The following is a 26,686-nucleotide window of genomic DNA, read 5'->3' on the forward strand; positions in this document are numbered from 1 at the left end:
CTAAAATTTATCTTCATCGTTAAAAGAAAGATTTTTTAATCTGCCGTGAAGGAACAGAGCTATAACGGCTCCGGAACAGACCTGGATAAAATCTCCAGCAAGTTCTACTGGTACGGCGCCTATTCCATAAAGCATTCCCGCCGCAATGGCATATCCGGTCATCATTAATACCGCTCCCAGCGTTACAGCAATGTAGGGATTTATCTTTCGGGCAGCGGTACCAACCACAAGACCTTCGAGGCCTTTAATCACGAAAGTGATGGGTGCCCATACCGGATACCCCGCTATAAGGTCGGAAAGAGCGGAGCCAACACCTCCCACAAGAGCTCCGGTAGGTCCGCCATATATAAGCGCCACCAGATATATGACAGATTCACCCAGGTTGAAATATAGATTGAAAGTCGGCACCGGAAACCGCAGCACCGATGTGGCGATTACCAGAAGGCCCATAAAAAGGCCCAAAAAAGCCAGTTTTTTAATTTTTTCGTTCATAAAGGACCTCCCGATTATCGTTTATATAAAAAATTAAAATGATTATAGCCTTGATAGTAATTAATATTATATCACTACAACATATTGATGCCAATATTTGAGTAAGAAATTAATAGAAAGCCCTTACATTTTCCTGTGTCCAATTCTGCAGCAGGAGCCCTTGATTTTCTGAAAATTATTGGATATAATATGACCATAATCTAATATTGCGAATATGCAATGCAGGGGAAAAGTAGGTAGCGGTTTTTTTAAAAGAGAGCCTGCGGCTGGTGCAAGCAGGCAAAAAACCTTGCCGAACTCCGCCCCGAAGCAGCGTCTTTGAAGAGACGCCGGGCATTTCCCGTTACGACGAAAAGATATAAATTAGGGTGGCAACGCGGATCCTCCGCCCCTTGCAGGGGCAGGAGGATTTTTTAAGCAAAAAATATAAGGGAGGATGAAATTCATGCTTGACATTAAATTTATACGCCAGAATCCGGAAATAGTAAGGGACGCCCTTAAAAAAAGGGGAACCGGAGCTGCCATCGACGATTTTATGAAAATGGATGAAAAGAGACGAAACCTGCTCTATGAGGTCGAAAAGCTCAAGAGCATGAGAAACCAGGAGTCCGAGGAGATAGCAAGAAGGAAAAAAGAGGGTGAAAATGTTGAAGACCTTATCCTCAGAATGCGGGAAGTATCCCAGAACATAAAGGAAATGGACGATAAAATAAACGCTCTGGAGATGGAGCTTCAAAAGATTCTTCTTACAATACCCAATATTCCCGACGACTCCGTGCCGGTGGGGAAAAGCGACGCGGACAATGTGGAGGTGCGCAGGTGGGGGACCCCCAGAACCTTTGACTTTGATTTCAAACCCCACTGGGATATAGGCGAAGCTCTTGACATCCTGGATTTTAACCGAGCGGGAAAAATCACTGGGTCTAGATTTACGGTGTATAAAGGAGCCGGGGCCCGCCTGGAAAGAGCCCTCATTAATTTCATGCTGAACCTCCACATAGAAAAACACGGTTATACAGAGATATTTCCTCCATTTATAGTAAACCGGGACAGCATGACAGGCACAGGGCAGCTTCCCAAATTTGAGGAAGATGCTTTTAAGCTGTTTAACAATACTGACTATTTCCTCATCCCCACGGCCGAAGTGCCGGTGACGAACCTGCACCGGGAAGAGATCCTGGAAAAAGACGCCCTTCCCATATACTACGTGGCCTACAGCGGTTGTTTCAGGGCAGAAGCAGGTTCCGCCGGCAGAGACACCCGGGGGCTTATAAGGCAGCACCAGTTCAATAAAGTTGAACTGGTAAAGTTCACCGAGCCGGAGACTTCCATGGATGAACTGGAAAAATTGACAAAAGATGCCGAGGAAGTTCTGCAGTTGCTCGGGCTTCCATATCGGGTAGTGGCCCTCTGCACCGGGGACCTAGGCTTTTCATCGGCAAAAACCTATGACATAGAAGTATGGATGCCCAGCTATAACCGTTATGTGGAGATTTCGTCCTGCAGCAACTTCAAGGATTATCAAGCCAGAAGGGCAAGAATACAATACCGGCCGGCAAAAGGTGCAAAGCCGCAGTTCGTTCATACATTGAACGGTTCCGGCCTTGCGGTGGGCAGGACAACCGCGGCTATACTGGAGAATTATCAGCAGGCCGATGGTTCCGTGACGATTCCCGAGGCTTTAAGGGAATACATGGGAGGCATGGAAAAAATAATTAAAAAATAATTAAATTAAGTCGGGGAATATGGTAAAATAAGCCAGTTGACAAATGCCGCTCATCAATATAAAATAAAATAAATAATTTAAAAAATAACATACCTTGCCTCGTTAGAGGTGCGGTAGAGGCGCGGTGCGCCATGAGTAACCTTTTGAGGCGGCAGCCGATGAAAAAGGCGAAAGGGGCCACCGCCGAAGCCCTGATGCCGGCAGGCGAAAGGGCTGGGCTTGCATCGAACAGGTGCAGGACTGTCACTTAAGGTTCCCGAGCCTTAGGTGGAGCGCTATCACACTATTTTGGGAAGGAGGGGCATAATATGCTTTTCTTTCGAAAAAAACGGCTGTGGTAGTATCCATTAGCCGTTTTTTGCATACTATATAATGATATGGATTTTTTTAGCCAACAATAAAAATGAGGTGGAAAACATGATGGAGCTTCCTATTTTAGACGAGGAAGGTATAGACGATTTTCTGGAGAAATTCAGACAGGAGATGAATCTCAATTTTTATCATAAAGATAGAGCCGAATTGTATGCCGATTATATAAAAAAGCTCATGTGGGTGGAAATAAATAAAAAATAGTCGAGAAAAGGCAGCGCGTAAAGCACTGCCTTTTCTCGACTATTTTTTATAAATACGATCTGCATTTTTAGCGGGAGAACCCGACTGTACAAAAGTCTTGCAGCAGGTTTCCATACACGATTCGACCGGGGTTTGAGGAGCATTTGATGCCTGAAGGGCATCGAAACTGTCTGGCATAAAGTCGCCCGTTGCGTCGGAAGTCACCATTATCTCCGAAGCGTCGCAAATATTGCCGTTTTTCCAGTAGTTACAATTGGATACACTGCAGTGGATTCTGGCCATGCAATAAACCTCCTTTTAAATATTCTACAAATAGTCTAACAAAAAGCTTTTTTGTTATGCTGGAATATTATGACAAATTATTCGACGTATTATAATATTTTTGTCTTTAATTTTATCCTTATGATGCTCCAAACCCTCTGGTCTTCCTGACCCAGGCGCCATACAGCTATGCCTCCCAAGTCGTATTCATTGACAGCATCTAGTTTTGCAGAAAAACTGCGGGCATCTTCAAACCATACGATATGCTGCACTCCGTTGGTGGTATAAGAAAAAGTTGATTCCTGAGCCTGTTCATCATAGGTTATAACAGCTCCGTGCCGCCTTGCCAGTGTTATCGCCTCGTCGTAGGAGAGAGTCCTGGGCATTCCGCCGGCAGCAACCCAATCATAGCCATAGGCGGCCATGCCCAGCTTTATTTTGTATCGTGGCACTCTTGTTACGGCATAATTTAAAACCTGTCGCACAAAACCGATGGATGCAACGGGACCGGGAATGGAAAAATGCTCATCGTAGGCCAGAATAAAAAGTTCGTCGGAAAAAATGGCGAGAGTGCCGTAGTCAAAGGCGCCTGAAAAGGGATGTTGGGGGTTATCTTCCACTTCCGGAGGAACTGAAATGGTCACTTTAAAACGGGGGGAAAGCCTTCTGTAAAGCCTCTCCATGAAAGCATTAAGTGCTGCTCGGTCAGGCGGCGGAACGAATTCAAAATCTATATTCACCCCGGCAAAACCTCTGGAAGCCAGTATATCCTCTATGGAAATCACCAGATTTTCTCTGAGAGCGGGTGTGGTCAGCAGTTCGTGAATCAGTTCCGACATCTGTGGGTTGGAATAATTATGGACAATCGCCAGGATTGGAAGATTCCTTGCTCTTGCCACCTGAAGAGCGTCAGGTTGGGACTGGTCTACGAGCCCTCCCTGCTCCGTGACGCCGAACCAGAAGGGCACCAGATTATCTATTTCGTGGGCATGAAGCCTCAAATCCATGAGAGCCTGGTTTGTAGACACATAATACCAGTTGTTTCCCTTTTGCATTTGAAGTATTTGCTCCATAACGGAAACCTCCCTGCATAAAACTAGTTTCTGGTATATACTATACAAACGGCAGACGTAAGGTGCCGGCAAAAAGAGACTTGTCCTGTATTGATTCTCTCCGAAGATTTCATGCTTATTCTTGATAATTGGCGTAACCGGTTATATAATATGCAGAGGAGAAAAATAAATGAAACGCTTTGCCGAACATTTGGAAATGAGGTAGAGTATGAAAAGATTGTTGATTGTAATACTTTTTACTGCCACCATTCATATGGTTGACACTCTCTCTTATTCGGTGAGACTGGCGGGAATCAGGACTAAAAGGCTTGCCATGGCTATCTCTCTTTTTAATATTATTGTGCTTGTGTCCAGAACCGCCAACATGATACAGGCTCCGCTGCTCGGAAGTATAGTGGACAAGGCTATAAACGAAGGAGGCACCGTATTTCTGCTGCATGATTTCCGCTGGATAATAGCTGCGGCGACAATGGGAAGCATTCTGGGAGCGGCTCTCATTCCAAGCTTTGTGGTCATTTTTTCCAAAGGAATACTAAAACTTGAGACTGCGGGTTCCATACCGCAACTGCTGGGTATGATAATATTTCAGAAGCCGATGGGAAAAATAAGAAAAAGCCTCAAAAGACCGGGATTGTCGCTGCTTAAAGGGTTGACGCCGGAGAAAATACCGCCCACATTCCTGGTGTTGAACCTTATCATAACATCCATATCCACCATAGGAGTACTTGCAGCCATATATGCGGGAGCGCTGGTGCCGCAGTACCGGATAACGGCCAGCCAGCTTTCGGGGATTATAAATGGCACCGCAACCATACTTCTGGCTGTGGTGGTGGACCCTCAGGCGGCGATTATTACGGACCAAACCCTTCAGGGATTGCGGCAGAGGCAGGAAGCCAATACAATGGTGGCATTTCTGGTGGGCGGAAAAATTCTCGGCACCCTGCTCAGCCAGTTCATATTTTTACTGGCGGCGAAAGCGGTTGTTATTATAACAAAAATGATAGCATAAGACACAAAAAAAGCGGGGTTGCCCCGCTTTTTGCAAAACTACATCAAAAACAGCACTCTCTAAGAGGCGCTTTTATGAACCTGAATTATCTTCTGGCGGGCACCGCATCCACCAACGGACTTATGTACACCGCCGCCATAATGCTCATACTGGCCGGCATGAACGCCGGTTACTACGGCCTGGATTATTTTCTAATGTGGTTATATAAAAAATACTGGGGGCAGAATCCTTTCCCCAAGGGAAGAGTGTAAGGAGTGTTATTGACTAATCCCGTCAAACAAGTTAAAATATATATGTATGCTGATGTGGCTCAGTGGCAGAGCAGCGCACTCGTAATGCGCAGGTCGAGGGTTCGAATCCCTCCATCAGCTCCAAAAAATGCAGACAGGGCAAGGGTTTCGAGGTTGGAAACCGTTGCCATTTATTATTTTGGGCCGAATTTTGTCACGGATTTGTCACGGAATTTTTGAAGAGCGTTTCTTCAAAAAGACGGGCCGCATCTTTTTGCAGGGTTGGAAGCGTATGCATGTAAATATCTTCTGTTATTCTTGTAGTGCTGTGTCCCAACCGCTCAGAAACAATCTTTGGAGGGATTCCCAGGCGAAGCATTATTGAGGCGTGTGTATGCCGCAAATCGTGAAATGATACACCAAGCCCTAACCTTTTGCTTACATCCAGAAACCGGCTTGATACAGTGGCTGGATTTAGCGGTAACCCATTTGGTTGACAACATACCAGGTCATAATCATGGTATCCTTCACCAAAAGCTAACCGCTGTTTGGATTGTGCAATTTTATATCTTTTTAATTCCTTCACTGTGTAGTCAAAAATTTCAACAGCCCTTCCACGACCGCTTTTGGGTGTCTTAAACTTGAACGAATCCTTTTTCCGCTGCTGAAGTGAGCCGGTGATTTGGATGACTTTTCTATCCAGGTCCACATCAGACCACTTCAGAGCCAGTATCTCACCTAATCGAGCTCCCGTCATAATTGCCAAGTATACCGGCATGTAAAGGTAAGTGCCCTTTACCGCATCAAGCAGTCCGGCAATCTGTTCATCCGTCAACACCTTAATGTCCTCTTTACCATCGGCCTTTCGTGATGGTGGCTTTACCCTATCTGCTGGATTATATGACAAAAACCCTAAATTGACAGCATGTTTCAGAGCTTCATGCAGCACTCTATGAAAGTATGTCACCGTGGCAGGTGATAACGATTGGCCCTTACTTTTCTTATTATCCTTTCGGCCGTGTTCCAATGCGTCAGTGTAAAATTTTTGTATCTGTGCCGGTACTAACTTGCTGAGTGGAATATTCCCTAACGAAGGGATGATGTGTTGGTTTATTATCCCGACATACCTTTCCAAGGTCCGATCCGCCAGATTTTGCTTGCAATAATTGTCGATCCAGTATTTCAGATAATCGGCCAGCGTCATTTTGCCCGGGTCGGAATAAAGTCCGTGATTTAATTCGTGCATCTTTTCGTTTAGAAATCTTTCCGCATCTGCTTTAGTGCCATGAACGGTTATACGTTTCTGTTTCCGCTTACCCGTTACAGGGTCTTTCATTTCTACAACAACCTGCCACCAATACGAACCATCCTTTCCCACGTATTTTCGTATGCTTCCACGAGCCACACCAAAACACTCCCTAAAATCGTTTTTAAGCCCTGCTTTTTTAATGCTTAAATAAAAAACTATTTGCGAAGAAAAAACCGGCCTATAAAGGGCATTTAAAGGGCCTGCAGGTTAATGCCGATGTAATCCGCTTCCGCTGTCGGCACTGGAATGGGCAATCCATCTTCCTTGAGGCCCTTTATGTGAATCTTTATGGCTTCGGCCATGTTCTCCCTGACCTCCTGTGGAGTTTTTCCGGTCGCCACGCAGCCGGGAAGGTCCGGTGAATATGCGGAATAGTTGTTATCCGCCTTTTCGATTACGACCAGAAACCTGTTCACGGCTATTTTCCCTCCTTTAACCTGGCTTGCTTCAAAATGCTGTTTAAAGTGCCGGGAGCCAGGTCATCATTCAGATGACCGGCTATGGTGACACGTCCTGGCTTTACAGGATGCTTGAACTGTCTGTGGCTTCCTTTCTGTGCAACAATATACCAGCCATCCTGTTCTATTAACTTTATGACCTCACGAACTTTCATATTCGATTATCCTTTTCTGCCATAAAAGTTTTCTTTGGACTGTTCATTATTAGTTTGTGGTTTATTGTCGGGTGTATAAGCCAACAAATCAGCCGGCGTACAGTTTAGTGCTTCACATAGCTTTTCCAGTGTGTCAAAGCGAATTCCATCCGACTGATTATACCACAGTTTGGTCAACGTGGACCTTGCTATGCCGGTCTTTTCTGACAGGTCACTGATATGCCGCACACCTCTTTCTGCCATGATTGTAGCGAGCTTACACGTAATCATCAATTCACCTCCCATGTCGTATGATTTGCTACGACCAAACCAGCCAAACAATTTGTCTGTTCATATTGTATCATATATATGACGATTTATCAATAATTCAGTTCAATTTGATTTAAATTTTTATCAAAAAACTATTTACAAAATGAAGCATATATGCTACAATATAATCGGAGTCAGGAAAAGACCTGACTACTAAAAATAAAATTATGGGAGGTTTTACAAATGTCAGTATCAATGGAAAAGGTCCTGGAAAAACTGGAGGAAAGGAAGGTGAATCTTAAAGCTAAACTGTGGGATTCGTTGACGGATGTACAAAGCATGGGAATTTACAAGTACGCTACAGAAGAACAGGAAGAGTTATGGGATGCATTGGATGATAAAGCAGCAAAATGGGATTCATTGACGGATAAACAGATTGAAGTGATTTACGAGAGCTTATCGAAAAAACAGGAATGGTTATTAACCACATTGGAAGACATCGAAGTTATAGAACATTTACTGCAGCATGGTGAATGGCCTGACCTTCCAGAAGAAGACCAGTTTAATGAGGAATAAACATAATAAGCCCTGCACGAAATGCAGGGCATTTTCTTTGACTTCCCTCTCATCAGCACGAAGGGAGAAAGGCCATTTGCATTTTGCAAGAGACCTTTTGGCTTCGGTTTAATATACCCATTCTGGGTTTGGGTATCGGTTTGTTATACCCCCTCTGGGTTTGGGCATCCCAATCCAGAGACCTCAGGGCGTGGAGCGGGGCATTGCTATATACCCCATTCCGCATACACGCCGATTTTCAATTCCGCTTACCAGAAACTGCCAAGCAACAAAAGCGTTACGATGCAGAATCACATGGCCTTGGGAAACGCTTAGGGAATACCCTGGCTTTTCATATATGCCCACCTGCTGCAGCTTTAATTAATCCTTCTCGCTGCAAAACCACACTTTCCACAGGGCTTTTCAGCTTTGACCTGCTGCCCACAGGTATAGAGTAATCCCGTGCTCTAATGAATACGGTATTGTCATCAAGCCAGTCGTCTAAGAATGCCTCAAACCTGTGGCGTATTTTGTAGCTCCGCAGCGTCTGCTCGGCCCTGTTCTTCATCTTGCAGACCGTTTTTTCGGGTATGCCCAATTTTTTAGCGATAACACGCATCCTGTACCCGAAACAGAAGTAAACCATGATTTTATACTGCAGAGGCGGTAAAACAGCTTTTACCTGTTCCCACAGCCGGTAACCGTCAAACTTATTTTCCACAGGTGTAAACAGGTCCTTGCTGTCCGGGATTACATTCTCCAGTGTCAGGCTGTCTCCTTCGTCGTTGGCAGAGATTGGTTCCTGAAGTGAGACCGTATTTTCACGGCGCATAGCACGGAGCATTTTTAGTCTAATCCAGTAGGCTGCGTATGTGAGAAACGTGGCTCCACAGGATGGGTCGTAGTCGTCTATCGCCCTTACAAGGCCGAAAATGCCCTCATGGACGAGGTCTTCGACATCCATATCCGGCCTCTGGCGGTAAACCTTCTTCGCTATGCGCCATATAAATCCTTTGTTTCGCAGTATCAATTCATTTCGGGCTTCCAGGTCACCTTTTCGGGCTTTCATTGCAAGTTCCTCATTTGTCGCCATGCCTTCCGCTCCTTTTGCTGTCAGGCATTTGGTCAGTATCCCGATGGCTGTCGGCCTCCTGTGGTATTCGTTTCTGCATGTCCCTGCCGCTCCACAAATTTATAAGCCCAAGATTGGCCGCCACCGCAACAATAAGTTCACGACGCAGTCGAAAAAAGGTCCTTTCGCTGACGTGCATTTCGGCGCAGACACGCTGCCAGGGCTTGTTCTGCACGTATAGAAGCTCATACAGCTCCCTGTGGCCTTCGTTCAAAACGCTCAGGGCTTTTGTAGCAGCTCTTATAACGCGGCACATGTGGGCTACTTCGGCGCATGATACTATTTCTGAGTTCAGATCCTGCAACCGCTTGCTGTATTTCTCAACGTTGCGCAATTCGTGCTCTATGAAATTGAAAACGGCTTTATCAAGTTTCAAGGCGTCCGCCTCCTTCTCGATTGCGAAGGAAAAAGGAATGGGCCGGAGGCGGAGAATTCACTCCGGTCTCCACCTCATTTTTCCTCGAAATCGAGGAAACGCCCTTCCGCAAAATCCCGTTCCAGGAGTGCCTGCTCCTGTGGCGTTATGTTAATCTGAATAGCGTTCTGGATATTGCGGCCTGCACCGCCACCGCCGTTCAGGTCAATTCCGGCCACTTTTAACACCAGCTTAGCAGCGTCAATGTCTCCACTCAAAGCCATGTCGATGACTTTTTTCATTACGGCTGGAGCGGCTTCAACCGCCTCAGCGATGATAACCTGCCGCTTCTGTTCCAAAAGTTCAGCAGGTGGTGATTCTGTGTCATAGTTCCTTTTTGCCGGTGAACAGGCCATAGTCTATGCCTCCTTTCAGCAATCCTAACAACTCGAAAAGAAGCCTGGCCGCCTCAACATTTCCCTCCACAGCTTTTGCTAGCAGAGCGTCGATAATCTTTGGAATTGCCCTGGCCGCTTTCTGAAGTGCTTCATCAATCACTGGAGTCACCTTCTCTAGGCAATATCCTGAAAGCTTCCCTGTAAAACCATTTCCACCATGCTCCCGCTGTTTTGGGAACACGTGTCTGGCCCGACTTTTCAAACATCCTGTATTTAAGCCCGTGACAGTAACGGCAGGCAAACCTGTCAGCCGTGTTCGGAAGAAACAGCACCGGTGTTTTTCTTCCACAGAGGGGACACAGCCACCACCTGAGCCAGCCGCCATGTGCCCTTCCTTTGAGCGGCAGCCTGATTCGTTTCACAGCCTGAGCATTATGGACCGGAAAAACCAGCAAAATCTTGTCTGGATAAAGCCGATAGCCAATTGCCGGATTGCTTTTTAAATTTCCACTGCCATAGTTCTCCTTAAATTCGTTTGCGCACAGTTTTGTGCACATCTCAACATATGGCATACAGACCACGTCCCATTGGATTATACTCCCCTCAGGTATACTTTACCACAGACCGATGGCACTGCCAAGAATATCTCCGGCAAACACCATTCTGGGTATCCCTTACACCAACTCTGTCCGATGTAGACATTGTAACACCACAGAAAGCATGTGACATCGTTACAGAAATCCCATCAGGAGCGCTCCACAGGCTCAGGGTGCACAGAGATAGGAGGGCATACAAAGTGTTCTACCTTTCACTCTTCGAGCGCCAAGGCTTAGCGGGTACCTGTATAGAAAAATGGAGAATATACCAATAATTGGAAATTACTCGATTTGTGACCTTCCGCTTTCAGGCGAACGGCGACGCCGACGGTTTCGGCTAAAGCTGAAACTATCAAAATGTTTGGCATTGTCAATATCACCTACTTGATGTATTATATTGCCGAGTAGTTATACAAAGGAGGGTGATATTTACATGATACCCGATGTAATGGAATTAAGCCCCACTGCGCTTCTTTGTATGCTTGCTGTAGCATTCATATTAGGTGCTTTTACAGGATATTCAGCCGGACGCCATGACCCGGATAATTAAAATCCGGGTTCTTGTTGCAGCTGTTGCATTGCATTAAGCTCCTCCAAAAGAGCTTCCGCACGGCGCAACTGCGGGGGCACTGGTTGAAGTGATCCTTCTTCCAGCGCTTGACGATGTTCAAAGAAGTCCCGCAAGGTAGGCATACGCCCTAGATAGATGCGGAGTTTTGCGTAGTTTTCCGTATTAACCAACCTGCGCAACTTCGACACAACTTCCGTGCGAGACCCACTCAGCAGGTCGGCGTTGTTGCGTAGAGCTGTGATTGCCGCCAGCGGCGACTCGTAACCGGTCAACAGAGCCCGAAGCAGTTGCTGTTTCCAGGGGTCGCTGCGTGCCTCGTCCAACACCTGCGCCAGAGTCTGACGGCGTTCGATTCCGGCGACAGCCTGCTCCACTTCGCTGGTAGTGGGTACTTCAATGCCTGTAGCTTCCTGTTTTCGCGCCAGTTCATCCAGGATGTCCTTAGCCTTTTTTACTTCAACAGCCTGGGCATAAGGCATGTCGTAAGACACGACCGGAGAACCGTAAAATGGTGTTGTGGTGGTTCTGGGTTTTTTCGCCAGGGAAGGGACAGCACGTTCGATTTCCGACCACGGAAGGAATTTCTTGGCCGCCTCTGTCAGGCGCTCTCTTGTGGGACTCCCAGATAACACGTCCTCCGGCACAGTCCTGCCTGTTTGAATGTCTCTACCAGTCAAAGCGATAGCGGCTGCCGGAATTGCTGGATGGAGCATACCTGCAAGTTCACGTCCGTATTCCGGTTCCCCAGACAGCTCGTCCCGACCAAGCAGGGAAAACAGCTGCTGCCACGGAGGTTGCGGATTGAGGTAAAGTATGCGTCCGGTGTCGTCATCACTACCGAGGACGAGTGCTCCCTGAAGCCATGAAGGTAATTTGGCACGGTCAACACCTGCTATGTTGCTGAAAGCGCTGACCATGTGCTCATAGCCTGTATAGGCTCCCGGCTGTGCAAGTATAGCCGCAATACTGCGCGGTAGTGCGAATCTTGCCCATGCGTAGAACGGTATGAAATAGCGTCTGAGCCACCTTTCTGTGTCCGTGAGCTGGTTGTAGTCGAACATATACTCGCGCACCAGCCTGGCTGCTTCCCGTGGAGCGATGCCTTTCTCCATGAAGTGGATGAAAGCCGCCAACCGCATTAAAGAGTCAGTCTGCTCACCGAGCCACGACGGAGCGTGCATCAGCTTTTCAGGGTAACTGTAGCCCCGCGGCAGAAGTATCGTCTTGACTTTTCCTACAACCCCGCCGGACAGCTTTTCCATGTAGTCCGTAAGTTCGTTCGCCAGCCGTGCAGGTATGGCCGTGGTGTCCACAAACATACCGTGCCCTTCCAGACCGTGTCGGGCGAACTCGGAAAGTATCTCCCGGGAACGTGGGTGTTTGCCTGCCAGAACAGAAATGGCTTTACCCAGTGCCTCAGCCTGGTCAGTGTAACGGATACCGGCCATGCGCATCAGGAGCATATTGCCGAGCATGTTTATGGCGTGGAAAGCTGGCCGCGTACTTGTGACCAGACCCTTGAAAACGTTGGTGACTTTGTTGAAAGCTCTAGCAAGTTCTTTCAAATCTTCGCCGGTGCCGGAAATCGTGCCCTTGAGGTTGCGTATCATACGCGTTACTTCGGGATGCACCGCCAGTCCTCGGTTCTGAAGCCACGGGAAAGCTTCACCGGCGTCACGCCAGCCCAATTTCGCCGCCGCACTCTTCGGCAGGACATACCCTTCACGTTCCAGCCAGTCCGCAATACGCTTCATGCCCAGCAGCTTTTCCGCAGTGGCCCTGTAGGTTGCGTCGAGAACACGAATGTCCTCTACAGGATTCAATCCCAAGTTCTTCAAGTCCTCTATCGTAGGCACAAGCCGCTGATAAGTAAAGAACGGTTTCGCACCGGGAGCTGCGCCGCTGAACGATTCTGACTTTTTGACCCACGACGGCAATGTTCCCTCTTCGAGCAACGCATCAAGTTCTGACGTGATACGCTCCAGCGCCTTCCGCTTCTTCTCCGGTGGGTCCAGAAGGATATGGGGAACGTAGTTCTCAATCAGTCTTTTCGCGAAGCGTGGGTCGTCTCCAAATTCTTTAAGCAGTTCCTTTGTTATATCCTCTCGACTCTTCTGGTAAATCTCCACGGCCTTATCCACTGCACCGTGTAATGTCTCCGGTAAAACCGATTTTAGTTCTGCGACTTTCTCAGGGTTCGTTATATTTTCAGCCACATGCGAAGCTATTTTAGCGGCTTCCGGAGTTAGCTCAGGCAGTTCCGTAAGGCGCTGTTTCACTATCTCCTTGCCGGTTTTTAGAGCCTGTCCGGGAAGCTCACGTAATCTCTGGAACAACTCCGGCAAAAACTTTTGTAGCCTTGTGAACTCTTCTACTTTCATACCCTCCTGTGGTATTGGAGATGTCACCCGGAAACGCTGAGCTATTTCTCCAGCAATCGGACGAATGGCACGCGACAACTGAATAGAAGCGGTAACTCTTCTCGCTTGTTCCAGCAAGGGCTCCACATCAGCGAGCTTCACCTGGTAACGATGTAAGGGAAACGGCAAATTGAACATCAAATAGTGCCGTGGCATTCTCGCGGCTGCACGCTCGGCTTCTATCGCTGTCTTCACAGCTTTACCCAGGTCAGTGCCGATTTCTCCCTTTGACACTGCCTTCGCCAGAGCAGCAAGAGAACCTGCACGCCCTTTCAAAGCCTGCTGCGCTGCCCTTGCTGCAGCTTCAGCTTTAGAGGCAGCTTTACCTGCTTCCAAAGCCGCTTCCAGACCCTCAGTTCCTCGTTTGATTATACGCCCTGCTCTAGCAATGTCATCTGCAACGCCGATACCGATATAATTCGTTGGGTCAAGCAGAATACTGCCACCTATCTCTGCAAGTAGCGAAGCAGCTTTCTTCACCGTCGGCGACCAGGAAGCAGGCAGCTCTTCTGGCCTTATTATCGGTAAGTCATAGTAAAGCTCAGGGCGCTTAAAGCCAAACCAAAAGCCTTCCCCGTGCTTAGCTGCTTTAATGCCCGTCCAAACGCGGTCGGTCTGCATACCAATCCAACGAAGGGCGCGCCACGGCCAGGCTAGTTGTTTTTCTTTTGGAGCTGCTACCGTCTTTACCGCTTCTTGGACGCGCGGATCGGTCTGTTCCACCCACGGACGTAACGGCTCAATACCCTTTTCCTGCATTTGTTTGTAGAGTAAGGCGGCACGCAGTGCCAGGTCTTCTGCAGGTGCCTGTGGGAAAGCCTGTGCTATGGCTACCGTAGCAGCCTTCATTTTCGCCTGTTCACGCTCGCGCCGTGCGCCGAGAATGGTTTTTGCTCTGCGCTCGACTGGCGTCAATGCCTCCGCAGGTTTGCTATTCAGTTTCCTCCATTCCTGTTCTTCTACGTAAGTCCAGTCGTTAAACACCGCTACATCCCTCCCTGTCATACCGCGTCATTTGCAATTCGTTAGTTTCTCACGCTATACCTGACCTTCGCAGGGTCCGAAAAGAAGACCTATCCGGTCAGGCGTAGCCGTAACGCCGACGGACCTCCCGTTTCTTGTAATGCGGAAACGGTACTGGTGCAACACACGATACCCTTGTAGGGTATAATTTTCACATCTTATTTTACCACAGGTGGCGGCTTTCCCGCAATAAGCAGAATCGAAAGGACAAGGCCGATAACCGCCAGCAGAATACTGTCAACTGCAGAGAGCGTTTTCACCACCTCCTTTTCGCATACCCTGTGAGGGTGTTCTTATAAAACATGCCGTCGGCGGATATTCCCGTCTGCTGTGCCGTATTTTTTCACAAGAGCGGCGAACACCTCTTCTGGAAACAGCTGCTTGATGTGCGCCTGCCTCAGGGATGTGCTGACGTACTTGTCGAAGTCCAGCGGTGTGCCTGAGCGGTAATACCATGCCTGCAGGACAAGTTCGGCGCCTTTCAGGCGATCCTCCACAGGCAGGTCGGCGTCATGCACCAGCGACCAGCCGACGGATTTGTAGACCTCCCGTTCATGGTATTCGTAGCTGTCCCAGGACATGAACTCCTTCATCCGTTCCCTGGCAAATTCAACGGCCTCCGTATAACTGCTGAAACGCTTATTAAGCACCACTAACAACCTCCTTCTTCGCTTTCCGAATATTCTCCCACACCTCCGGCGGCACCTCACGGCCACGAAGGGAATAGAGGAACCTGACAAAATCCGGTTCATCCATTTCCACAGGTTGTGGAATTCTATACTGTGCGATGTAGTTCACCGGTCTGACCTGCCAGCGGGAAAAGTCACTGGCGTATATCACCTGAAAAAGCGGTACCATGGCGTTGTTCGCCAGCGTCTCCAGGGCGTGCCAAGTAGTCCATGACGTGTGTCCCGAATAGCCGTGTTCATTCTTGTACTCAATTAAGGCCACAGGTGTGGCCGTGTCGTATTCGATGAGCAATAAGTCGATGTCCACGGCCGGGCAGTCGATCCCATAGAGCCGGTGCCGCTCGCTGAGCGACACGTCTCTCTCGTGAGTGCGCTCAGGCTTTACCATTCCGGCTGCCTCCCACCGCCGTAAGCCGGAACCACACCAACCACCTCTTCAAAAGTATCCAGCTCCACAGGCTTGCCGGAAGCAGGTACCGGCACGGCCCGGACGTACCTGTGACCCTTCACCGGCGCCACCAGAACGTAGGCGACTATGGTGTCGGTGGCGGTGCTCCTTTCGGACTCGAAGAGACTTACCTGACCGTCTTGACCCGTAAAATAGTCCCGTTTTGTTTCCATGGCTTGATACCTCCTTTTGGCTTTACAATCTAAAACGCCTTCAAAGCCTTGATACATCTAGGTTTGCCAGGATTGTAGCCATCATTGCCAGGATTATAGCCATGATTTCGCTTACGGAAACCTTGATATTGTTGGTTTTGAGACAATTGCCAGGATTTTTTCGACTCTTTATATATTTTATTTCCTTTAAAAACCCTAAAAAATATAAAAATCCTGGCTATGTTGGCAGAAGCCTTGATATACCTGCAACCAAACATGGCTACAATCCTGGCACAACCCTGGCATAAAAACCTCAAATCATGGCAAGACTTTGATGTGACTGGCATACACAGGTATAAACCTTGCTATTCGTGTACATTTTGCTAGAATGTATCTGATAGGCGGACACCTATCCAAACCCGAGGACCTGTTGCTCCGTCGCGACTTTCTTTTAATCCTGAAATTAGCTGGTACAGCGCATTGGTAAATCTTTTTTGGCTGACCGCTTGCAAACCATTATCGTCACAGTATTTTCTGTACTCCTTGTAAAGATCCTGCTTGGGAATTTTGCCCTCAGAGTCCGCCACCACGCAATCTTCCACGAAAGCGGCCACACTTTCATTCTTAATTTTGTAATCCTTGAGAAGCATGTCAGCAGTCTCAGAATGACTGAAGCAGCCTTGGGCATACAAACGGAAAAGCCCTGACAAGGCTCGATTAAGCAGTCCCGATAACTCATCCGGCGTGGTGATTTTTGATAAGATATTCGGATCCGCGCCCTGGCCGTGTACGAACCTATTTGGGAAAGGTATCATAATCCACCGGCGGTAGTATGCATATGATGTATCGAAGCTCCTAGGAATTTCATTGGCCGAAAAAATCAAGCGGGCAAATGGTTTGAAACTAAACGGGTCCCTGTTCTTTCGCTCCGCGTCGATATAGTCACCACTCACCAAAGTTTTAAAATAACTGGTGCTTTTCAGGGCTCGCCCATCCAGGTCAGCGAAAATGTTAATCAACTTTCCCTGAAGCTCCGCGCGCTTGAACCGATTTTCGTCCAGCTCCTGAAGCGGGATCTGTGCCGAATTTTCCTTGCCTATGAAGGTCTGGAGCAACATGATAAGCGTGGATTTCCCATTGCTGCCGGAGCCGTGGAACATGAAAGCTTTTTCAAACCGCGTATCCGGTATGAGACAATACCCAAACAATTCTTCAACCAGTGGCACACAATCCCAGGGCAGCGTAGTTTTGAAAAACTTATCAATATTCGGGCACGTGGCCTCAGGATTGTATTCTACAGGGATGCGTATCGTGCTTAGAACTTCCGGTGTATGTGGCAGCAGTTCTTTCGTGTTCAGGTCCAGCAACCCATTTTTTAAATTCAGGAGATTTCTATTTGTATTCAGTTCCTCCGGTTGTTTAAGCGATCTAGTCTCGATGTAATAAATCGTCTCTTCCACCCGGTTCTTGCGGAAAGCATCCCCCAATAACCGTTCACATTCCCGACGCACCAACTCGTATCCTTTCGGTCGATACACGCCGTCCTCGTATACATAAAGGATACCATTGCAGTATATGAATCGATGGCTCGCCATTATGGCATCACCGAGGTATTTGGGAATGAAGGTTTTACCGTCGAAGAAAACGCCACCCGAAGCGTATTTTGACAGTGCAATAACGTTATCCAACATACCGCCTTTCACCCGCCTTTCGCCGTTGGAGTTCCAACCCAGCAACAGAATCCACAGTTCGGATTACTTCACGCTCCGGTAGCGGTGGTGAGCACCTGACTGCGTTCCACACCAGGCAAAGCTCCAGAACTATAAATGGATCGATCCCCTTCCGCATGAGGTAGCCCGATAATGCGGCGATTGTGGTATTCCGCTCACCTTCGGCCACACCATCTTTAACCAGCGTCAACCAATCCCGATTTCCTTTAGTTAAATTTGTGTTATTTTTTGCGGTTAACTGCTCGACAACCCCAGCCGGCAGGTCAGTGACGGGCGCATTTGAAATGACCTCGTACGCCTTCCCTTCAATTTGCGAAGGTGGTGCCATCACGTAGTTGCCATCCGCCCGGATGTCTATACCCGATTTCCAGTTGACCCGACCTGTGATATGCCCACCAGGGTGATGAAAATATAAGTGTGTTCCGCCGTGTGGTGTTATTACACCGTAAGTTGGCGGCAGGTTAAGTTTTTTCAGGGTTTCAAGCCCATCCTTGTGAGCATCGATGTCAAGGACCACAAGGCCGGAAACAGTACCGGTTACCACAGCGATATTCAAGTTTGGATGCTCTTTAAACCACTCCTGAAGTTCGTTCTCATCAGGCTTCCGCCTTTGAAACTCCTTCCAACTATTAAGGGCTGGCTTTTTGGAATTGGGCAAAATAGGAATAATAGACCATCCTTTGTTCAGATACTCTAGGGCATATTCATGAACTGTTTTCGCCGTCATGCAAAATCACTTCCCGCCAATTAATGAGCTTCTCCATACCCTGTAATCAAGGGCTATTTGGCGGACATCATATCCCTTCGCTGCCAGCGCCTGCAGTAGGCCTCGTGGGACGTCCTTTGGATAACCTCGAAAGGTCTCCCAGAGCTGATGATAGCTAACATTAAGCCAAGCTGCCAATCCTCGCAAATCCACATCTTTATCTTCCATAATTTTGCCAATCGGGTTCATCATAAAAACACCCCCTCCAAAATTTATTATTTTTCGATTCCACACCATCGGTCAGCATTTCAGACCTCGTGGAATCCTCCTCATTCAGTTATCAAGGTTCGGCGTCTTGATTTTTTCCTGTTTTATTGTATAATATGGTTAGTCGTTAATGCAAATTCTGCTGCATACCACTGCATACTTTTGAACCCTGGAGGTGTTGATACATGCGGATTCCAATGCTGCTGGATTTAGGTTATAAAAATTTTAAATGCGAAAAGGTCTGGCTTGAAGAAAAGCCGCTGGATGCACGTCGTGCGGCTATGGCACGACGGCTGGGCGAACCAGAGACGGAACCGGTTTTGCGCTGGGAAGTCGATACAAAGGCCAGAATTGCTCTTGACGATAAATTTGTTATGGATTTGTTCGATACCAGTGATAGGCTTTTATTTGAGGATGGGTCGCTGGATGATGTGAAGAATTTATTTTTGAAATATGGACCGCTTTTTTCAGGTAATGAAGTTACGCTGGGTAGCCTTAAAGAGATGCTTTTCGGGTTTTACCTAATCATGCTTTTGAATGTATTGAGCATTTATATAAATGGTGTGTCACCTAATAGGAAACTAATCGAGGATATACTGATTAAGCCCTTGAAAGCTAATGAAATGCTTGACAGGATGTTCAATAAACCGGCAAAAATCTATAAACCGATAGTTATAGACGGCGAAGTGAAGTTTTATCCTGCACCCAGAAAACCTTGGCCGTTTTTCACAATTCCGGCGGCAGGCATGAATTCCCTGAAAACACGTGAGGACATCATTAAGTATGTCCATGAGCAGATAATAAAAAACGCAGCACTTCTGCTGCAGAGACATTTGACGCTGAAGCCTGGCTATAACAAACACAACAAAATGTTTATAATTTGTTCAACTCCGTCTGATGCCTTCACTTTCGCTGTTGCGAAAGTAGTATTCGGCAAATCCGAACCGAAAAAGTGCAAATGCGGTTGCGGCCTGCCCGCTTTAAAGGGTGACTACTACAACGAAAATCACAAGCGGAAAATGCTGGATACTGCCGTAAAGCAGAAGGTAATACGCTACTTCTATAAGACGCTTGATGCAAAACACAATCGTGAGAGGCACGAAGCTGTAAAGGAAATTATTAATAAGCAATGGAATAAAGGCGTTCGCAGTGAAAATGAATTGAAGGAGGCTGTAAGAAAAGCCCTGCACCTGACGTGATACCGTCTGCATGTAACATGATATTGAAGCGTGTTTTTGCCTTCTGTGTCCTCTCCCGGCCCTGCTCTGCAGGGCTTTTCCTTCGTAAAAACAAAAAAAGCCCGGCTTGGATCGCCGGGTTTTTCCAGTAATGAACACCACCATATAGTTTACACAGGCGGCCTTGCCGTCCATTCTTTTTCTTTTTGCAAACTGATTTCGAGATAAGCCGACCAATAGAGTGTTAAAAGGGCCTGTTTGTCACATATATTTTTGCGGACTCTTATGTAATGCGGATTTGCAGGTCGATTTTTTATCACGATTTTGTCACCAACTAGGTGAAATATATATAATTTATTGACTTGGTAGACAATGGTAAAATCCCTTAAAACCCTTGATGCGTAAGGAATTGCGGATTTTTGTAAAATTCCTTAAACTGCCGTAAAATATGCTGTAGCGCACTCGTAATGCGCAGGTCGAGGGTTCGAATCCCTCCATCAGCTCCAATGAAATCAAGGCTTCCGGGATATTTAAACGGAAGCTATTTTTGTTGTTTGTCGGTCATTTAGTGCCCGAGTTATTTTATATTTTAATATATACTTTTTGACTTTATCACGGATAAAAACTGTATCCTGCTAAAAGAAATATGTCCCACATAAGTATAATTAAGGAAATTTCCGGCCATAATATAGATGAGGTGATTTTATGTACCGATTCAAGTGGCCGGTGAAATTTTCTTCACCTACCGTGAAACTGAGAAAACTTCTTAAAACGGCTGGAAATGTCAAACCGATAAAAATGATAGGCAAAATACCAAAAAGGGTTGTGGCTTTTACGGCGTTGATGATCATATTGCTTGCCGTAAACGGCGCATTCTGGTATTTCAGGGCTACACATCAGGATGTAAGCCACGGCGGAGAGCGAACTCCAGATTTGAGGCAATGGCAGGTAAATCTAAATGAAAACCGGCTGGATGAAGAAAAATTAAAGAAAGAGTACAGCCTTCCCGGCTCTCAAAGCAAACTTGACGCTTCAGAAAATCAAATAAATGAAAATACCCGGACCGACAATAAAAAAATGCAAAAAAGCAGCGGCAATCAGGTTGATGTAGCTGAAAAGGCGGAGCCGGAGCGGCAAAATCTTTCCGACACATCTGCCGTCGGCACGACCGAAATCAAGACTGCGCCAGCCGCAAGCCAATCGTCTCTAATGACAATGGCCATGCCGGTGACAGGCAGGATTATAGCCGATTATGCTGTAGACAAACTCATATTTTCTAAGACGCTGGAGCAGTGGAACTCCCACTATGGTATAGATATTGCCGCTGACGAAGGTTCTCCGGTGAAAGCCGCAATGGAAGGTATGGTGGCTGAGGTAAGGATCGGCGATCCGCGGCTTGGGGTAGTGGTGGTAATCGACCACGGCGGAGATGTCAGGACTATATACGGCAATCTTTCATCAGGTCAACTTGTGCAAAAGGGGAAACATGTTAAAAAGGGCCAGATAATCGGTGCTGTTGGGAAAACGGCGCCCTATGAAATAGAAGACCCGCCCCACCTGCACTTTGAGGTATTAAAAGGTGGGGAGAACATAGATCCGCAGCAATATCTCCCCAAAATGAACTGAATTAAAAAAGTGCGGTAAAAATTGCCGCACTTTTGTTTTTTTTCTTCTAGAAAAGCATCAAGCATCATATATATTTACTAAAACTGCTTGGAGGGGGATTCGCCGTGAAGGACTATATGAGGGAACGCATACTCGATATCGCCGCATATATTATCGAAACTAAAGCAACCGTAAGGCAGGCGGCAAAAATTTTCGGAGTTTCAAAAAGCACGGTCCATAAAGATATGACCGAAAGGCTGCTGGAGATAAATCCCGAAAAAGCGAAGATGGTGAAGGAAGTCCTGGAATACAACAAAGCGGAGCGGCACATCCGGGGAGGAAAAGCCACCAAAAAAAAGTATTTAAATCTTTAACAACTTTTTAAAATCATAGAAGGATTTTTATCAAGAATGTAGAATTAGATAGTAAATTGTTGTTAAAATTTACAGGAGGTAACAAATTTTTCATGGATATAGGCATTGATCTTGGAACAGCGTCGGTTCTGGTTTATGTTCGCGGCAAAGGAATAGTCTTAAAAGAGCCTTCTGTGGTGGCTCTCGACAAAGACAGCGGCAAGATGCTGGCTGTAGGAGAAGAAGCCCGGAAAATGATAGGCAGAACACCGGGCAACATAGTGGCCATAAGGCCTCTTCGGGAAGGGGTCATCGCCGATTACACCACCACCGAACTTATGCTCAAGTATTTTTTAAACAAGGTGGTTCCCCGCCGGATTTTCCGTCCCAGAATTATGATCTGTGTCCCGGCGGTTATCACCACGGTGGAAAAGAGAGCAGTCATTGAAGCTGCCACAGCCGCAGGTTCGCGCCAGACTTTTCTGATTGAAGAACCGGTAGCGGCAGCCATTGGAGCGGGAATAGACATATCAAAACCTTTTGGAAGCATGGTGGTGGACATAGGCGGCGGCACCACAGATATTGCCGTGCTTTCTCTCGGAGGCATCGTATGTGGCGAATCCATTCGTGTGGCCGGAGATAAGTTTGATGAAGCCATTGTACGATATGTAAAAAAAGAGTTCAATTTAATGATAGGGGAAAGGACCGCCGAAGAAGTAAAAATAGGAGTCGCCAACGTTTTCCCCGAAGGTGACGATTCAACAACCATGGACGTAAGGGGCAGAAGCCTTATAACCGGGCTTCCGCAGAATATAACCATCACAGCCGAACAAACCCGCGAAGCTTTACTGGAACCCGTAGATCAGATTATAAATGCCATTTTTGGAGTGCTTGAAAAAACCCCGCCGGAACTTTCTTCGGATATAAGCGAACGGGGCATTGTCATGACAGGCGGCGGTTCGCTGCTCAAAGGCCTTGGCAAATTGATTTCCCATCATACCGGCATACCTGTAACCGTGGCGGATGACGCGATTTCCTGTGTCGCCCTTGGAGCAGGCAGGGCTCTGGAAAATTTGGACATACTTGGGCCCAACACGATATATACAAAATAAAAAAACTTTTTCGGGGAGGTGATTAAGTGATCAGAGGTCTGTACACTTCAGCGTCCGGATTGATGGCGGAAATGGCCAGAACCGATGTGATTTCAAACAATCTGGCAAATATAAACACCAGCGGTTTTAAAAAAGACAGAGCCATATTTCGCGCTTTCCCTGAGATGAATATTAATCGCATCGACGATCCCGCAGTAATCACACCTAGGGATAAAATTGATCCCAGGCCTTTCATAGGCGTTTTGGGAACCGGGGCTATGGTGGATGAAATAAGCACGGATTTCAGCCGCGGCACTATAGAAAACACATCAAATCCGCTGGACCTCGCATTGTCCGGGGACGGATTTTTTGAAGTGCAAACCCCGGCTGGAGTACGTTTCACCAGGGATGGAAGTTTCACAAGAAATGAGCAGGGCTATCTTGTCACGAGCGACGGTTATTATGTGATGGGGCAAAACGGTCCCATTCAACTTCCCGACGGCAGCGACATTTTCATCAATATTCGCGGCGATGTGTTCTCCGGCGGCAATTTTGTGGACAGGCTATCGGTGGTGTCTTTCGCCGATTTAAGACTGCTGTTGAAAGAGGGAGATAATCTTTATTCTACGACCCAGCAGCCCATTGATTCAAACAGCGAGGTAATCCAGGGGGCGCTGGAAGGCTCCAATGTCAATCCTATCGGCGAGATGGTGGACATGATTGCGGCTTTCAGAGCCTATGAAGCCAATCAAAAGGTCGTTAAAGCCAACGACGATACCTTGAGCAAAGCCGTAAACGACATAGCGCGGCTGTAATTTTCAAGCAGGGCCGGACTGCATTGCAGGGGCCCTCCACTGCGGAATGACCGAAGCAGTGAAATAATGATTTTTGAGAGCAGCGGTATTATGTCAAGGCCCTAAGTTAACATAATACAAAAGAAATTACTGCTACATGCGGGAGTGAATCAAAAAAAGACAATACTAAACTAAGCCCACCATATACCATAAAATGGAAAATAAATGGTGAGTTAAAAAATTAAAACATAATTCTAAAGAAATTTATGAAATCCCTCCCCGGGCTTCATAAAGTCGGTTAGTTCGCAGCAGACAATCGACTAACCGCACGAGTTTACGAGCAGTAAGCGCAAGGGCACGTTTTTCGGCATAAACCTTCGGCTCCGCTACCTTACGAGCATAATATTCGGCAAAAACAGGATCGTGCACCCTGACACTGTTTGCCGCTTCGATGAAATAATACTTCAGATAACGGTTGCCCGAATGAATAAGCCTGGTCTGAGAAGCTGTAAAATTGCCAGACTGGTTCTCGGTCCACGCAAGACCGGCGAACTTGGCCAATTGTTTATGACTACTAAACTGTCGGATATCACCAATTTCGGCCAGCATACCGGCAGCAAAAACAGGGCCAATACCCGGCACCGAATCAAGGGTTTGAGGAATCGTCTTCAAATGGTCCTCAATGGCTTTCCTCAGGGATTTAAGCTCATCCTGAATAGCACGAATGACGCGAATACTAGAAGCCATAGCAAGGTTTACCGAATCAGCCATAGACTTAGGCAAACGATAAGAAGAACGTGCGGCTTTTTGCAGCGATAATGCAACAGCCTGAGGGTCGTCGAAACGATTCTTACCCTTATCCACCAGAAAACTTACCAGTTGGTCAATAGACATCTCGGCCAATTCTTCAACGGACTCAAACTCCTCCATAACTGAAAGCGAAGTTGTAGAAAGCTTGGTTTTACTAAAGGGTCCGACAGTATAGTCACTAAACTTCAAATAAAGGTAAGTCATGAGGAAATTGCTTTCCCGTGTCAAATCCTGCATCAGATGAAAACGAGCCCGTGTTAAATACTGAAGCGAAAGCAAAGGCTCACTCCAGGTAAAAGGATGCGGGAGATGGCCGGATCTGAGTTTTGATGCAATAAACCATGCGTCAATCCTATCATTCTTGGGGGCATCAAGATAATGAGATTTCTTAAACTCTTTAATAAGACTCGGATTAAACACATAGACCTTAACATCACCACACTCAAAATCAAGATGTCGCTCAAGATACATCGCTGCATGAGTCGAATAACAGCCCGTATGCTCCAAACCGAACAGAATTTGATCAAATCCGTGTTTATGTACCAATGAAACGATGCGTTCTCTAAATTCCATAATACCCGGTCGGTTATTTGACACAGTAAAGCGACATAAAGGTTTCTTTTCTTCATCCTTTGTCAAACAACATACAACGTTATCACTGCTGCTTACATCAATCCCGACAAACAAGGGATAAGTCATAGAAAATCACCTCCTTTTTGCTAAAGGATGAAGATGCCTACAATCCTGGGATGTCCCTGGGAAACCCATGAACGACAACCTTGCGAAACTATTGGAATACACCGGGGATCACCGGTGCACGAGCCTTCCTCTGCTTGCGGAAGGGGTGATCGGCCGGGAAACAGTCAGCGTGTAGGTCTATATCATGGGGCCAGGGGAACACTCTCAATTTGGAAGAACCCTTGTATATAAGGGTCAACAGGAGGCATACGAACATTCCCTTGGTAGACACCTATGGCTATTTTCCCAAAGACACCCCAGGATTGTAAAGACCTTTTTATTCAATTGTCAAAGAGCAAGATACTAAAAGAAAAATAACGTAGTAAATATGATTTTATGTAAACCAAATCTTTAGATATTCTTATTATACAAGGAGGGTTTTACCATGATGAGGGCACTTTGGAGTGCCAGCTCGGGAATGAAGGCGCAGCAGCTCAATGTGGATATAATTTCAAATAATCTTGCAAATGTAAATACCTCAGGTTTTAAAAAGAGCAGAGCCGAATTCAAAGATCTCCTTTATGAGACTTTAAAAAGGCCCGATGTATACCAGCAAGGATTGGGAAATCCTGTAGGGCTTCAGGTGGGACACGGCGTCAGGCCGGCGGCCACCACCAGATCGTTTAGTCAAGGTAGCCTGGAGGAGACAGACAATACCTTCGATCTGGCCATTGATGGAGATGGATTTTTCATGGTGGAAAGGCCAGACGGAACAAAGGCATTTACCCGAGACGGCGCCTTTAAGGTTTCGGTGGACGGCACGGACAGAAACCTGGTAACATCTGAGGGATATTATGTGTTGAGCTCTGACGAAGACTATATAACAATACCTGAAGGTTATAGTGATATAAGTATTTCCACAGACGGCCTCATAACAGGCAAAAATGAAGACGGCGAAATTGATGAACTGGGACAGATCGGCCTGGTGAAGTTTATGAACCCGGAAGGTCTGCTGGCCTGCGGCAATAATTTATATGAACAGACTGCCGCTTCCGGGGAATACCAGTTGAAACAGGATGCTGAAGATCCCGGATACGGGTCCATCCTTCAGGGCTTTCTGGAGATGTCCAATGTGCAGGTGGTGGAAGAAATGGTAAACCTCATCACAGCCCAGAGAGCCTATGAGATTAACACAAAGGCTATCCAGACTTCCGATGAGATGCTGGGAGAGGCCAACAATCTCAGACAATAGGGATGGTGGAATATGGTTGTAATAAACGGCGCGGCATATTCTGCCGCACAGCAGTCAGATAAAACCGTTTCTGCCGAAAGAAGCAAAAATTTGACCGGCATCGAATCCAGACAACAATTGAAAAAGGCCTGTCAGCAGTTTGAATCCATATTTTTGTATTATCTTTTGCAGAAAATGCGCGACACGGTTCCAAAAGAAGGCTTTTTTGAGCAGGGTGTTTCATATGATATAATTCAATCGATGCACGACGAAGCTCTGGCAGAGGAGCTTTCCAAAGGCGGAGGGCTGGGTCTTGCGGATCAAATATACAAACAGCTGTCAAAATACATTTAAAACAAGACATAACTA

General features: G+C 46.9%; 32 protein-coding genes, 1 tRNA gene, 1 riboswitch and 1 other annotated feature. Of the genes, 13 read left to right on the top strand and 20 right to left on the bottom strand.

What is annotated here, in order from left to right:
• Nucleotides 1–492, bottom strand: coding sequence for an ECF transporter S component (locus AC6I1H_RS11330; protein WP_497737688.1), 492 nt, complete (start codon nucleotides 490–492; stop codon nucleotides 1–3).
• 210 nt (nucleotides 493–702) lie between these two features.
• Nucleotides 703–888: a binding site (T-box leader), on the top strand.
• Between the two features lie 49 nt (nucleotides 889–937).
• On the opposite strand from AC6I1H_RS11330, the gene serS reads away from it, so the two are divergent.
• Together serS and AC6I1H_RS11340 are read left to right on the top strand one after the other, a co-directional pair.
• Complete coding sequence (serS, locus tag AC6I1H_RS11335; RefSeq protein ID WP_497737689.1) at nucleotides 938–2,218, top strand: serine--tRNA ligase; 1,281 nt, start codon at nucleotides 938–940, stop codon at nucleotides 2,216–2,218.
• A gap of 106 nt (nucleotides 2,219–2,324) precedes the next feature.
• Nucleotides 2,325–2,504: riboswitch (Lysine riboswitch) on the top strand.
• 131 nt (nucleotides 2,505–2,635) lie between these two features.
• Nucleotides 2,636–2,791 carry a hypothetical protein gene (locus AC6I1H_RS11340; RefSeq protein ID WP_497737690.1) on the top strand — a complete coding sequence of 52 codons (156 nt, stop codon included), beginning with the start codon at nucleotides 2,636–2,638 and terminating at the stop codon, nucleotides 2,789–2,791.
• 39 nt (nucleotides 2,792–2,830) lie between these two features.
• Here AC6I1H_RS11340 and AC6I1H_RS11345 read toward each other — a convergent pair whose 3' ends face one another.
• Together AC6I1H_RS11345 and AC6I1H_RS11350 are read right to left on the bottom strand one after the other, a co-directional pair.
• Nucleotides 2,831–3,073, bottom strand: a complete 243-nt coding sequence (locus AC6I1H_RS11345; RefSeq protein WP_497737691.1) for a DUF1540 domain-containing protein — start codon at nucleotides 3,071–3,073, stop codon at nucleotides 2,831–2,833.
• Between the two features lie 89 nt (nucleotides 3,074–3,162).
• Nucleotides 3,163–4,125 carry a glycosyl hydrolase family 18 protein gene (locus AC6I1H_RS11350; protein WP_497737692.1) on the bottom strand — a complete coding sequence of 321 codons (963 nt, stop codon included), beginning with the start codon at nucleotides 4,123–4,125 and terminating at the stop codon, nucleotides 3,163–3,165.
• Nucleotides 4,126–4,333: 208 nt separating this feature from the next.
• Here AC6I1H_RS11350 and AC6I1H_RS11355 point away from each other — a divergent pair, with 208 nt between their 5' ends.
• From AC6I1H_RS11355 to AC6I1H_RS11365, 3 genes are all read left to right on the top strand, one after another.
• Nucleotides 4,334–5,134: a lipid II flippase Amj family protein gene (locus tag AC6I1H_RS11355; RefSeq protein ID WP_497737693.1), complete on the top strand. Its 801-nt coding sequence runs from the start codon at nucleotides 4,334–4,336 to the stop codon at nucleotides 5,132–5,134.
• Between the two features lie 74 nt (nucleotides 5,135–5,208).
• The gene (locus AC6I1H_RS11360) at nucleotides 5,209–5,385 is read left to right on the top strand and encodes a hypothetical protein (protein ID WP_497737694.1); all 177 of its coding nucleotides are present in this window, start codon (nucleotides 5,209–5,211) and stop codon (nucleotides 5,383–5,385) included.
• A 48-nt stretch (nucleotides 5,386–5,433) separates the two neighbouring features.
• Nucleotides 5,434–5,508: transfer RNA gene (locus tag AC6I1H_RS11365), tRNA-Thr, on the top strand.
• Nucleotides 5,509–5,578: 70 nt separating this feature from the next.
• Here AC6I1H_RS11365 and AC6I1H_RS11370 read toward each other — a convergent pair.
• From AC6I1H_RS11370 to AC6I1H_RS11385, 4 genes are all read right to left on the bottom strand, one after another.
• Nucleotides 5,579–6,769, bottom strand: coding sequence for a site-specific integrase (locus AC6I1H_RS11370; RefSeq protein WP_497737695.1), 1,191 nt, complete (start codon nucleotides 6,767–6,769; stop codon nucleotides 5,579–5,581).
• Nucleotides 6,770–6,864: 95 nt separating this feature from the next.
• A complete protein-coding gene (locus AC6I1H_RS11375) occupies nucleotides 6,865–7,089 on the bottom strand; it encodes a type II toxin-antitoxin system HicB family antitoxin (RefSeq protein ID WP_497737696.1) in 225 nt (74 codons plus the stop codon).
• Between the two features lie 2 nt (nucleotides 7,090–7,091).
• Entirely contained in the window at nucleotides 7,092–7,286 is a 195-nt protein-coding gene (locus AC6I1H_RS11380) for a type II toxin-antitoxin system HicA family toxin (protein ID WP_497737697.1), read from the bottom strand.
• A 6-nt stretch (nucleotides 7,287–7,292) separates the two neighbouring features.
• Entirely contained in the window at nucleotides 7,293–7,556 is a 264-nt protein-coding gene (locus AC6I1H_RS11385; RefSeq protein ID WP_497737698.1) for a helix-turn-helix domain-containing protein, read from the bottom strand.
• Nucleotides 7,557–7,778: 222 nt separating this feature from the next.
• Here AC6I1H_RS11385 and AC6I1H_RS11390 point away from each other — a divergent pair, with 222 nt between their 5' ends.
• A complete protein-coding gene (locus AC6I1H_RS11390; RefSeq protein WP_497737699.1) occupies nucleotides 7,779–8,111 on the top strand; it encodes a hypothetical protein in 333 nt (110 codons plus the stop codon).
• Between the two features lie 331 nt (nucleotides 8,112–8,442).
• Here AC6I1H_RS11390 and AC6I1H_RS11395 read toward each other — a convergent pair whose 3' ends face one another.
• The 12 genes from AC6I1H_RS11395 to AC6I1H_RS11450 all read right to left on the bottom strand — a co-directional run bounded on the left by AC6I1H_RS11395 (nucleotide 8,443) and on the right by AC6I1H_RS11450 (nucleotide 18,562).
• Nucleotides 8,443–9,183, bottom strand: coding sequence for a sigma-70 family RNA polymerase sigma factor (locus tag AC6I1H_RS11395; RefSeq protein ID WP_497737700.1), 741 nt, complete (start codon nucleotides 9,181–9,183; stop codon nucleotides 8,443–8,445).
• Nucleotides 9,170–9,598, bottom strand: coding sequence for a hypothetical protein (locus tag AC6I1H_RS11400; RefSeq protein ID WP_497737701.1), 429 nt, complete (start codon nucleotides 9,596–9,598; stop codon nucleotides 9,170–9,172). The genes AC6I1H_RS11395 and AC6I1H_RS11400 overlap by 14 nt, the downstream gene beginning before the upstream one ends.
• Nucleotides 9,599–9,672: 74 nt before the next feature.
• Nucleotides 9,673–9,993, bottom strand: coding sequence for a hypothetical protein (locus AC6I1H_RS11405; protein ID WP_497737702.1), 321 nt, complete (start codon nucleotides 9,991–9,993; stop codon nucleotides 9,673–9,675).
• The gene (locus tag AC6I1H_RS11410; protein WP_497737703.1) at nucleotides 9,962–10,135 is read right to left on the bottom strand and encodes a hypothetical protein; all 174 of its coding nucleotides are present in this window, start codon (nucleotides 10,133–10,135) and stop codon (nucleotides 9,962–9,964) included. Before AC6I1H_RS11410 ends, AC6I1H_RS11405 begins: the two co-directional genes overlap by 32 nt.
• On the bottom strand, nucleotides 10,128–10,547 hold the full coding sequence (locus tag AC6I1H_RS11415; protein WP_497737704.1) for a hypothetical protein: 420 nt from the start codon (nucleotides 10,545–10,547) through the stop codon (nucleotides 10,128–10,130). Before AC6I1H_RS11415 ends, AC6I1H_RS11410 begins: the two co-directional genes overlap by 8 nt.
• Nucleotides 10,548–11,117: 570 nt before the next feature.
• Complete coding sequence (locus AC6I1H_RS11420) at nucleotides 11,118–14,546, bottom strand: hypothetical protein (RefSeq protein ID WP_497737705.1); 3,429 nt, start codon at nucleotides 14,544–14,546, stop codon at nucleotides 11,118–11,120.
• A 332-nt stretch (nucleotides 14,547–14,878) separates the two neighbouring features.
• Complete coding sequence (locus AC6I1H_RS11425) at nucleotides 14,879–15,235, bottom strand: hypothetical protein (RefSeq protein WP_497737706.1); 357 nt, start codon at nucleotides 15,233–15,235, stop codon at nucleotides 14,879–14,881.
• On the bottom strand, nucleotides 15,228–15,662 hold the full coding sequence (locus AC6I1H_RS11430; protein WP_497737707.1) for a hypothetical protein: 435 nt from the start codon (nucleotides 15,660–15,662) through the stop codon (nucleotides 15,228–15,230). The genes AC6I1H_RS11425 and AC6I1H_RS11430 overlap by 8 nt, the downstream gene beginning before the upstream one ends.
• Nucleotides 15,656–15,895 (bottom strand): hypothetical protein, encoded by a 240-nt coding sequence (locus AC6I1H_RS11435; protein ID WP_497737708.1) that lies wholly within the window; start codon nucleotides 15,893–15,895, stop codon nucleotides 15,656–15,658. The genes AC6I1H_RS11430 and AC6I1H_RS11435 overlap by 7 nt, the downstream gene beginning before the upstream one ends.
• Nucleotides 15,896–16,257: 362 nt before the next feature.
• On the bottom strand, nucleotides 16,258–17,565 hold the full coding sequence (locus tag AC6I1H_RS11440; RefSeq protein ID WP_497737709.1) for a DNA primase family protein: 1,308 nt from the start codon (nucleotides 17,563–17,565) through the stop codon (nucleotides 16,258–16,260).
• Entirely contained in the window at nucleotides 17,555–18,331 is a 777-nt protein-coding gene (locus tag AC6I1H_RS11445) for a bifunctional DNA primase/polymerase (protein WP_497737710.1), read from the bottom strand. Before AC6I1H_RS11445 ends, AC6I1H_RS11440 begins: the two co-directional genes overlap by 11 nt.
• A gap of 6 nt (nucleotides 18,332–18,337) precedes the next feature.
• Nucleotides 18,338–18,562 carry a hypothetical protein gene (locus AC6I1H_RS11450; RefSeq protein WP_497737711.1) on the bottom strand — a complete coding sequence of 75 codons (225 nt, stop codon included), beginning with the start codon at nucleotides 18,560–18,562 and terminating at the stop codon, nucleotides 18,338–18,340.
• A 200-nt stretch (nucleotides 18,563–18,762) separates the two neighbouring features.
• Between AC6I1H_RS11450 and AC6I1H_RS11455 the strand changes: the two genes are divergently transcribed.
• The 5 genes from AC6I1H_RS11455 (at nucleotide 18,763) to flgF (ending at nucleotide 23,619) form a co-directional block, all read left to right on the top strand.
• Complete coding sequence (locus AC6I1H_RS11455; RefSeq protein WP_497737712.1) at nucleotides 18,763–19,776, top strand: hypothetical protein; 1,014 nt, start codon at nucleotides 18,763–18,765, stop codon at nucleotides 19,774–19,776.
• A gap of 684 nt (nucleotides 19,777–20,460) precedes the next feature.
• Nucleotides 20,461–21,381, top strand: a complete 921-nt coding sequence (locus AC6I1H_RS11460; protein ID WP_497737713.1) for a peptidoglycan DD-metalloendopeptidase family protein — start codon at nucleotides 20,461–20,463, stop codon at nucleotides 21,379–21,381.
• Between the two features lie 104 nt (nucleotides 21,382–21,485).
• The gene (spoIIID, locus tag AC6I1H_RS11465) at nucleotides 21,486–21,734 is read left to right on the top strand and encodes a sporulation transcriptional regulator SpoIIID (RefSeq protein ID WP_497737714.1); all 249 of its coding nucleotides are present in this window, start codon (nucleotides 21,486–21,488) and stop codon (nucleotides 21,732–21,734) included.
• A gap of 92 nt (nucleotides 21,735–21,826) precedes the next feature.
• Nucleotides 21,827–22,825, top strand: a complete 999-nt coding sequence (mreB, locus tag AC6I1H_RS11470; protein WP_497737715.1) for a rod shape-determining protein MreB — start codon at nucleotides 21,827–21,829, stop codon at nucleotides 22,823–22,825.
• A 26-nt stretch (nucleotides 22,826–22,851) separates the two neighbouring features.
• Entirely contained in the window at nucleotides 22,852–23,619 is a 768-nt protein-coding gene (gene flgF, locus AC6I1H_RS11475; RefSeq protein WP_497737716.1) for a flagellar basal-body rod protein FlgF, read from the top strand.
• A 243-nt stretch (nucleotides 23,620–23,862) separates the two neighbouring features.
• On the opposite strand, the gene AC6I1H_RS11480 is transcribed toward flgF, so the two are convergent.
• A complete protein-coding gene (locus tag AC6I1H_RS11480; RefSeq protein WP_497737717.1) occupies nucleotides 23,863–25,107 on the bottom strand; it encodes an IS110 family RNA-guided transposase in 1,245 nt (414 codons plus the stop codon).
• Between the two features lie 424 nt (nucleotides 25,108–25,531).
• On the opposite strand from AC6I1H_RS11480, the gene flgG reads away from it, so the two are divergent.
• Entirely contained in the window at nucleotides 25,532–26,338 is an 807-nt protein-coding gene (gene flgG / locus AC6I1H_RS11485; protein WP_497737718.1) for a flagellar basal-body rod protein FlgG, read from the top strand.
• Nucleotides 26,339–26,350: 12 nt separating this feature from the next.
• A complete protein-coding gene (locus AC6I1H_RS11490; protein WP_497737719.1) occupies nucleotides 26,351–26,671 on the top strand; it encodes a rod-binding protein in 321 nt (106 codons plus the stop codon).
• Nucleotides 26,672–26,686 lie beyond the last annotated feature (15 nt).

This window comes from Biomaibacter sp. TOL, from assembly GCF_059717795.1.

What these genes read in the sequence shown, in the direction of transcription:
- AC6I1H_RS11330 (WP_497737688.1), bottom strand. Translation starts at nt 492, where the DNA reads ATGAACGAAAAAATTAAAAAACTGGCTTTTTTGGGCCTTTTTATGGGC.
- serS (WP_497737689.1), top strand. Translation starts at nt 938, where the DNA reads ATGCTTGACATTAAATTTATACGCCAGAATCCGGAAATAGTAAGGGAC.
- AC6I1H_RS11340 (WP_497737690.1), top strand. Translation starts at nt 2,636, where the DNA reads ATGATGGAGCTTCCTATTTTAGACGAGGAAGGTATAGACGATTTTCTG.
- AC6I1H_RS11345 (WP_497737691.1), bottom strand. Translation starts at nt 3,073, where the DNA reads ATGGCCAGAATCCACTGCAGTGTATCCAATTGTAACTACTGGAAAAAC.
- AC6I1H_RS11350 (WP_497737692.1), bottom strand. Translation starts at nt 4,125, where the DNA reads ATGGAGCAAATACTTCAAATGCAAAAGGGAAACAACTGGTATTATGTG.
- AC6I1H_RS11355 (WP_497737693.1), top strand. Translation starts at nt 4,334, where the DNA reads ATGAAAAGATTGTTGATTGTAATACTTTTTACTGCCACCATTCATATG.
- AC6I1H_RS11360 (WP_497737694.1), top strand. Translation starts at nt 5,209, where the DNA reads ATGAACCTGAATTATCTTCTGGCGGGCACCGCATCCACCAACGGACTT.
- AC6I1H_RS11380 (WP_497737697.1), bottom strand. Translation starts at nt 7,286, where the DNA reads ATGAAAGTTCGTGAGGTCATAAAGTTAATAGAACAGGATGGCTGGTAT.
- AC6I1H_RS11385 (WP_497737698.1), bottom strand. Translation starts at nt 7,556, where the DNA reads ATGATTACGTGTAAGCTCGCTACAATCATGGCAGAAAGAGGTGTGCGG.
- AC6I1H_RS11390 (WP_497737699.1), top strand. Translation starts at nt 7,779, where the DNA reads ATGTCAGTATCAATGGAAAAGGTCCTGGAAAAACTGGAGGAAAGGAAG.
- AC6I1H_RS11395 (WP_497737700.1), bottom strand. Translation starts at nt 9,183, where the DNA reads ATGGCGACAAATGAGGAACTTGCAATGAAAGCCCGAAAAGGTGACCTG.
- AC6I1H_RS11405 (WP_497737702.1), bottom strand. Translation starts at nt 9,993, where the DNA reads ATGGCCTGTTCACCGGCAAAAAGGAACTATGACACAGAATCACCACCT.
- AC6I1H_RS11415 (WP_497737704.1), bottom strand. Translation starts at nt 10,547, where the DNA reads ATGCCATATGTTGAGATGTGCACAAAACTGTGCGCAAACGAATTTAAG.
- AC6I1H_RS11430 (WP_497737707.1), bottom strand. Translation starts at nt 15,662, where the DNA reads ATGGTAAAGCCTGAGCGCACTCACGAGAGAGACGTGTCGCTCAGCGAG.
- AC6I1H_RS11435 (WP_497737708.1), bottom strand. Translation starts at nt 15,895, where the DNA reads ATGGAAACAAAACGGGACTATTTTACGGGTCAAGACGGTCAGGTAAGT.
- AC6I1H_RS11440 (WP_497737709.1), bottom strand. Translation starts at nt 17,565, where the DNA reads ATGTTGGATAACGTTATTGCACTGTCAAAATACGCTTCGGGTGGCGTT.
- AC6I1H_RS11445 (WP_497737710.1), bottom strand. Translation starts at nt 18,331, where the DNA reads ATGACGGCGAAAACAGTTCATGAATATGCCCTAGAGTATCTGAACAAA.
- AC6I1H_RS11450 (WP_497737711.1), bottom strand. Translation starts at nt 18,562, where the DNA reads ATGATGAACCCGATTGGCAAAATTATGGAAGATAAAGATGTGGATTTG.
- AC6I1H_RS11455 (WP_497737712.1), top strand. Translation starts at nt 18,763, where the DNA reads ATGCGGATTCCAATGCTGCTGGATTTAGGTTATAAAAATTTTAAATGC.
- AC6I1H_RS11460 (WP_497737713.1), top strand. Translation starts at nt 20,461, where the DNA reads ATGTACCGATTCAAGTGGCCGGTGAAATTTTCTTCACCTACCGTGAAA.
- mreB (WP_497737715.1), top strand. Translation starts at nt 21,827, where the DNA reads ATGGATATAGGCATTGATCTTGGAACAGCGTCGGTTCTGGTTTATGTT.
- AC6I1H_RS11480 (WP_497737717.1), bottom strand. Translation starts at nt 25,107, where the DNA reads ATGACTTATCCCTTGTTTGTCGGGATTGATGTAAGCAGCAGTGATAAC.
- flgG (WP_497737718.1), top strand. Translation starts at nt 25,532, where the DNA reads ATGATGAGGGCACTTTGGAGTGCCAGCTCGGGAATGAAGGCGCAGCAG.
- AC6I1H_RS11490 (WP_497737719.1), top strand. Translation starts at nt 26,351, where the DNA reads ATGGTTGTAATAAACGGCGCGGCATATTCTGCCGCACAGCAGTCAGAT.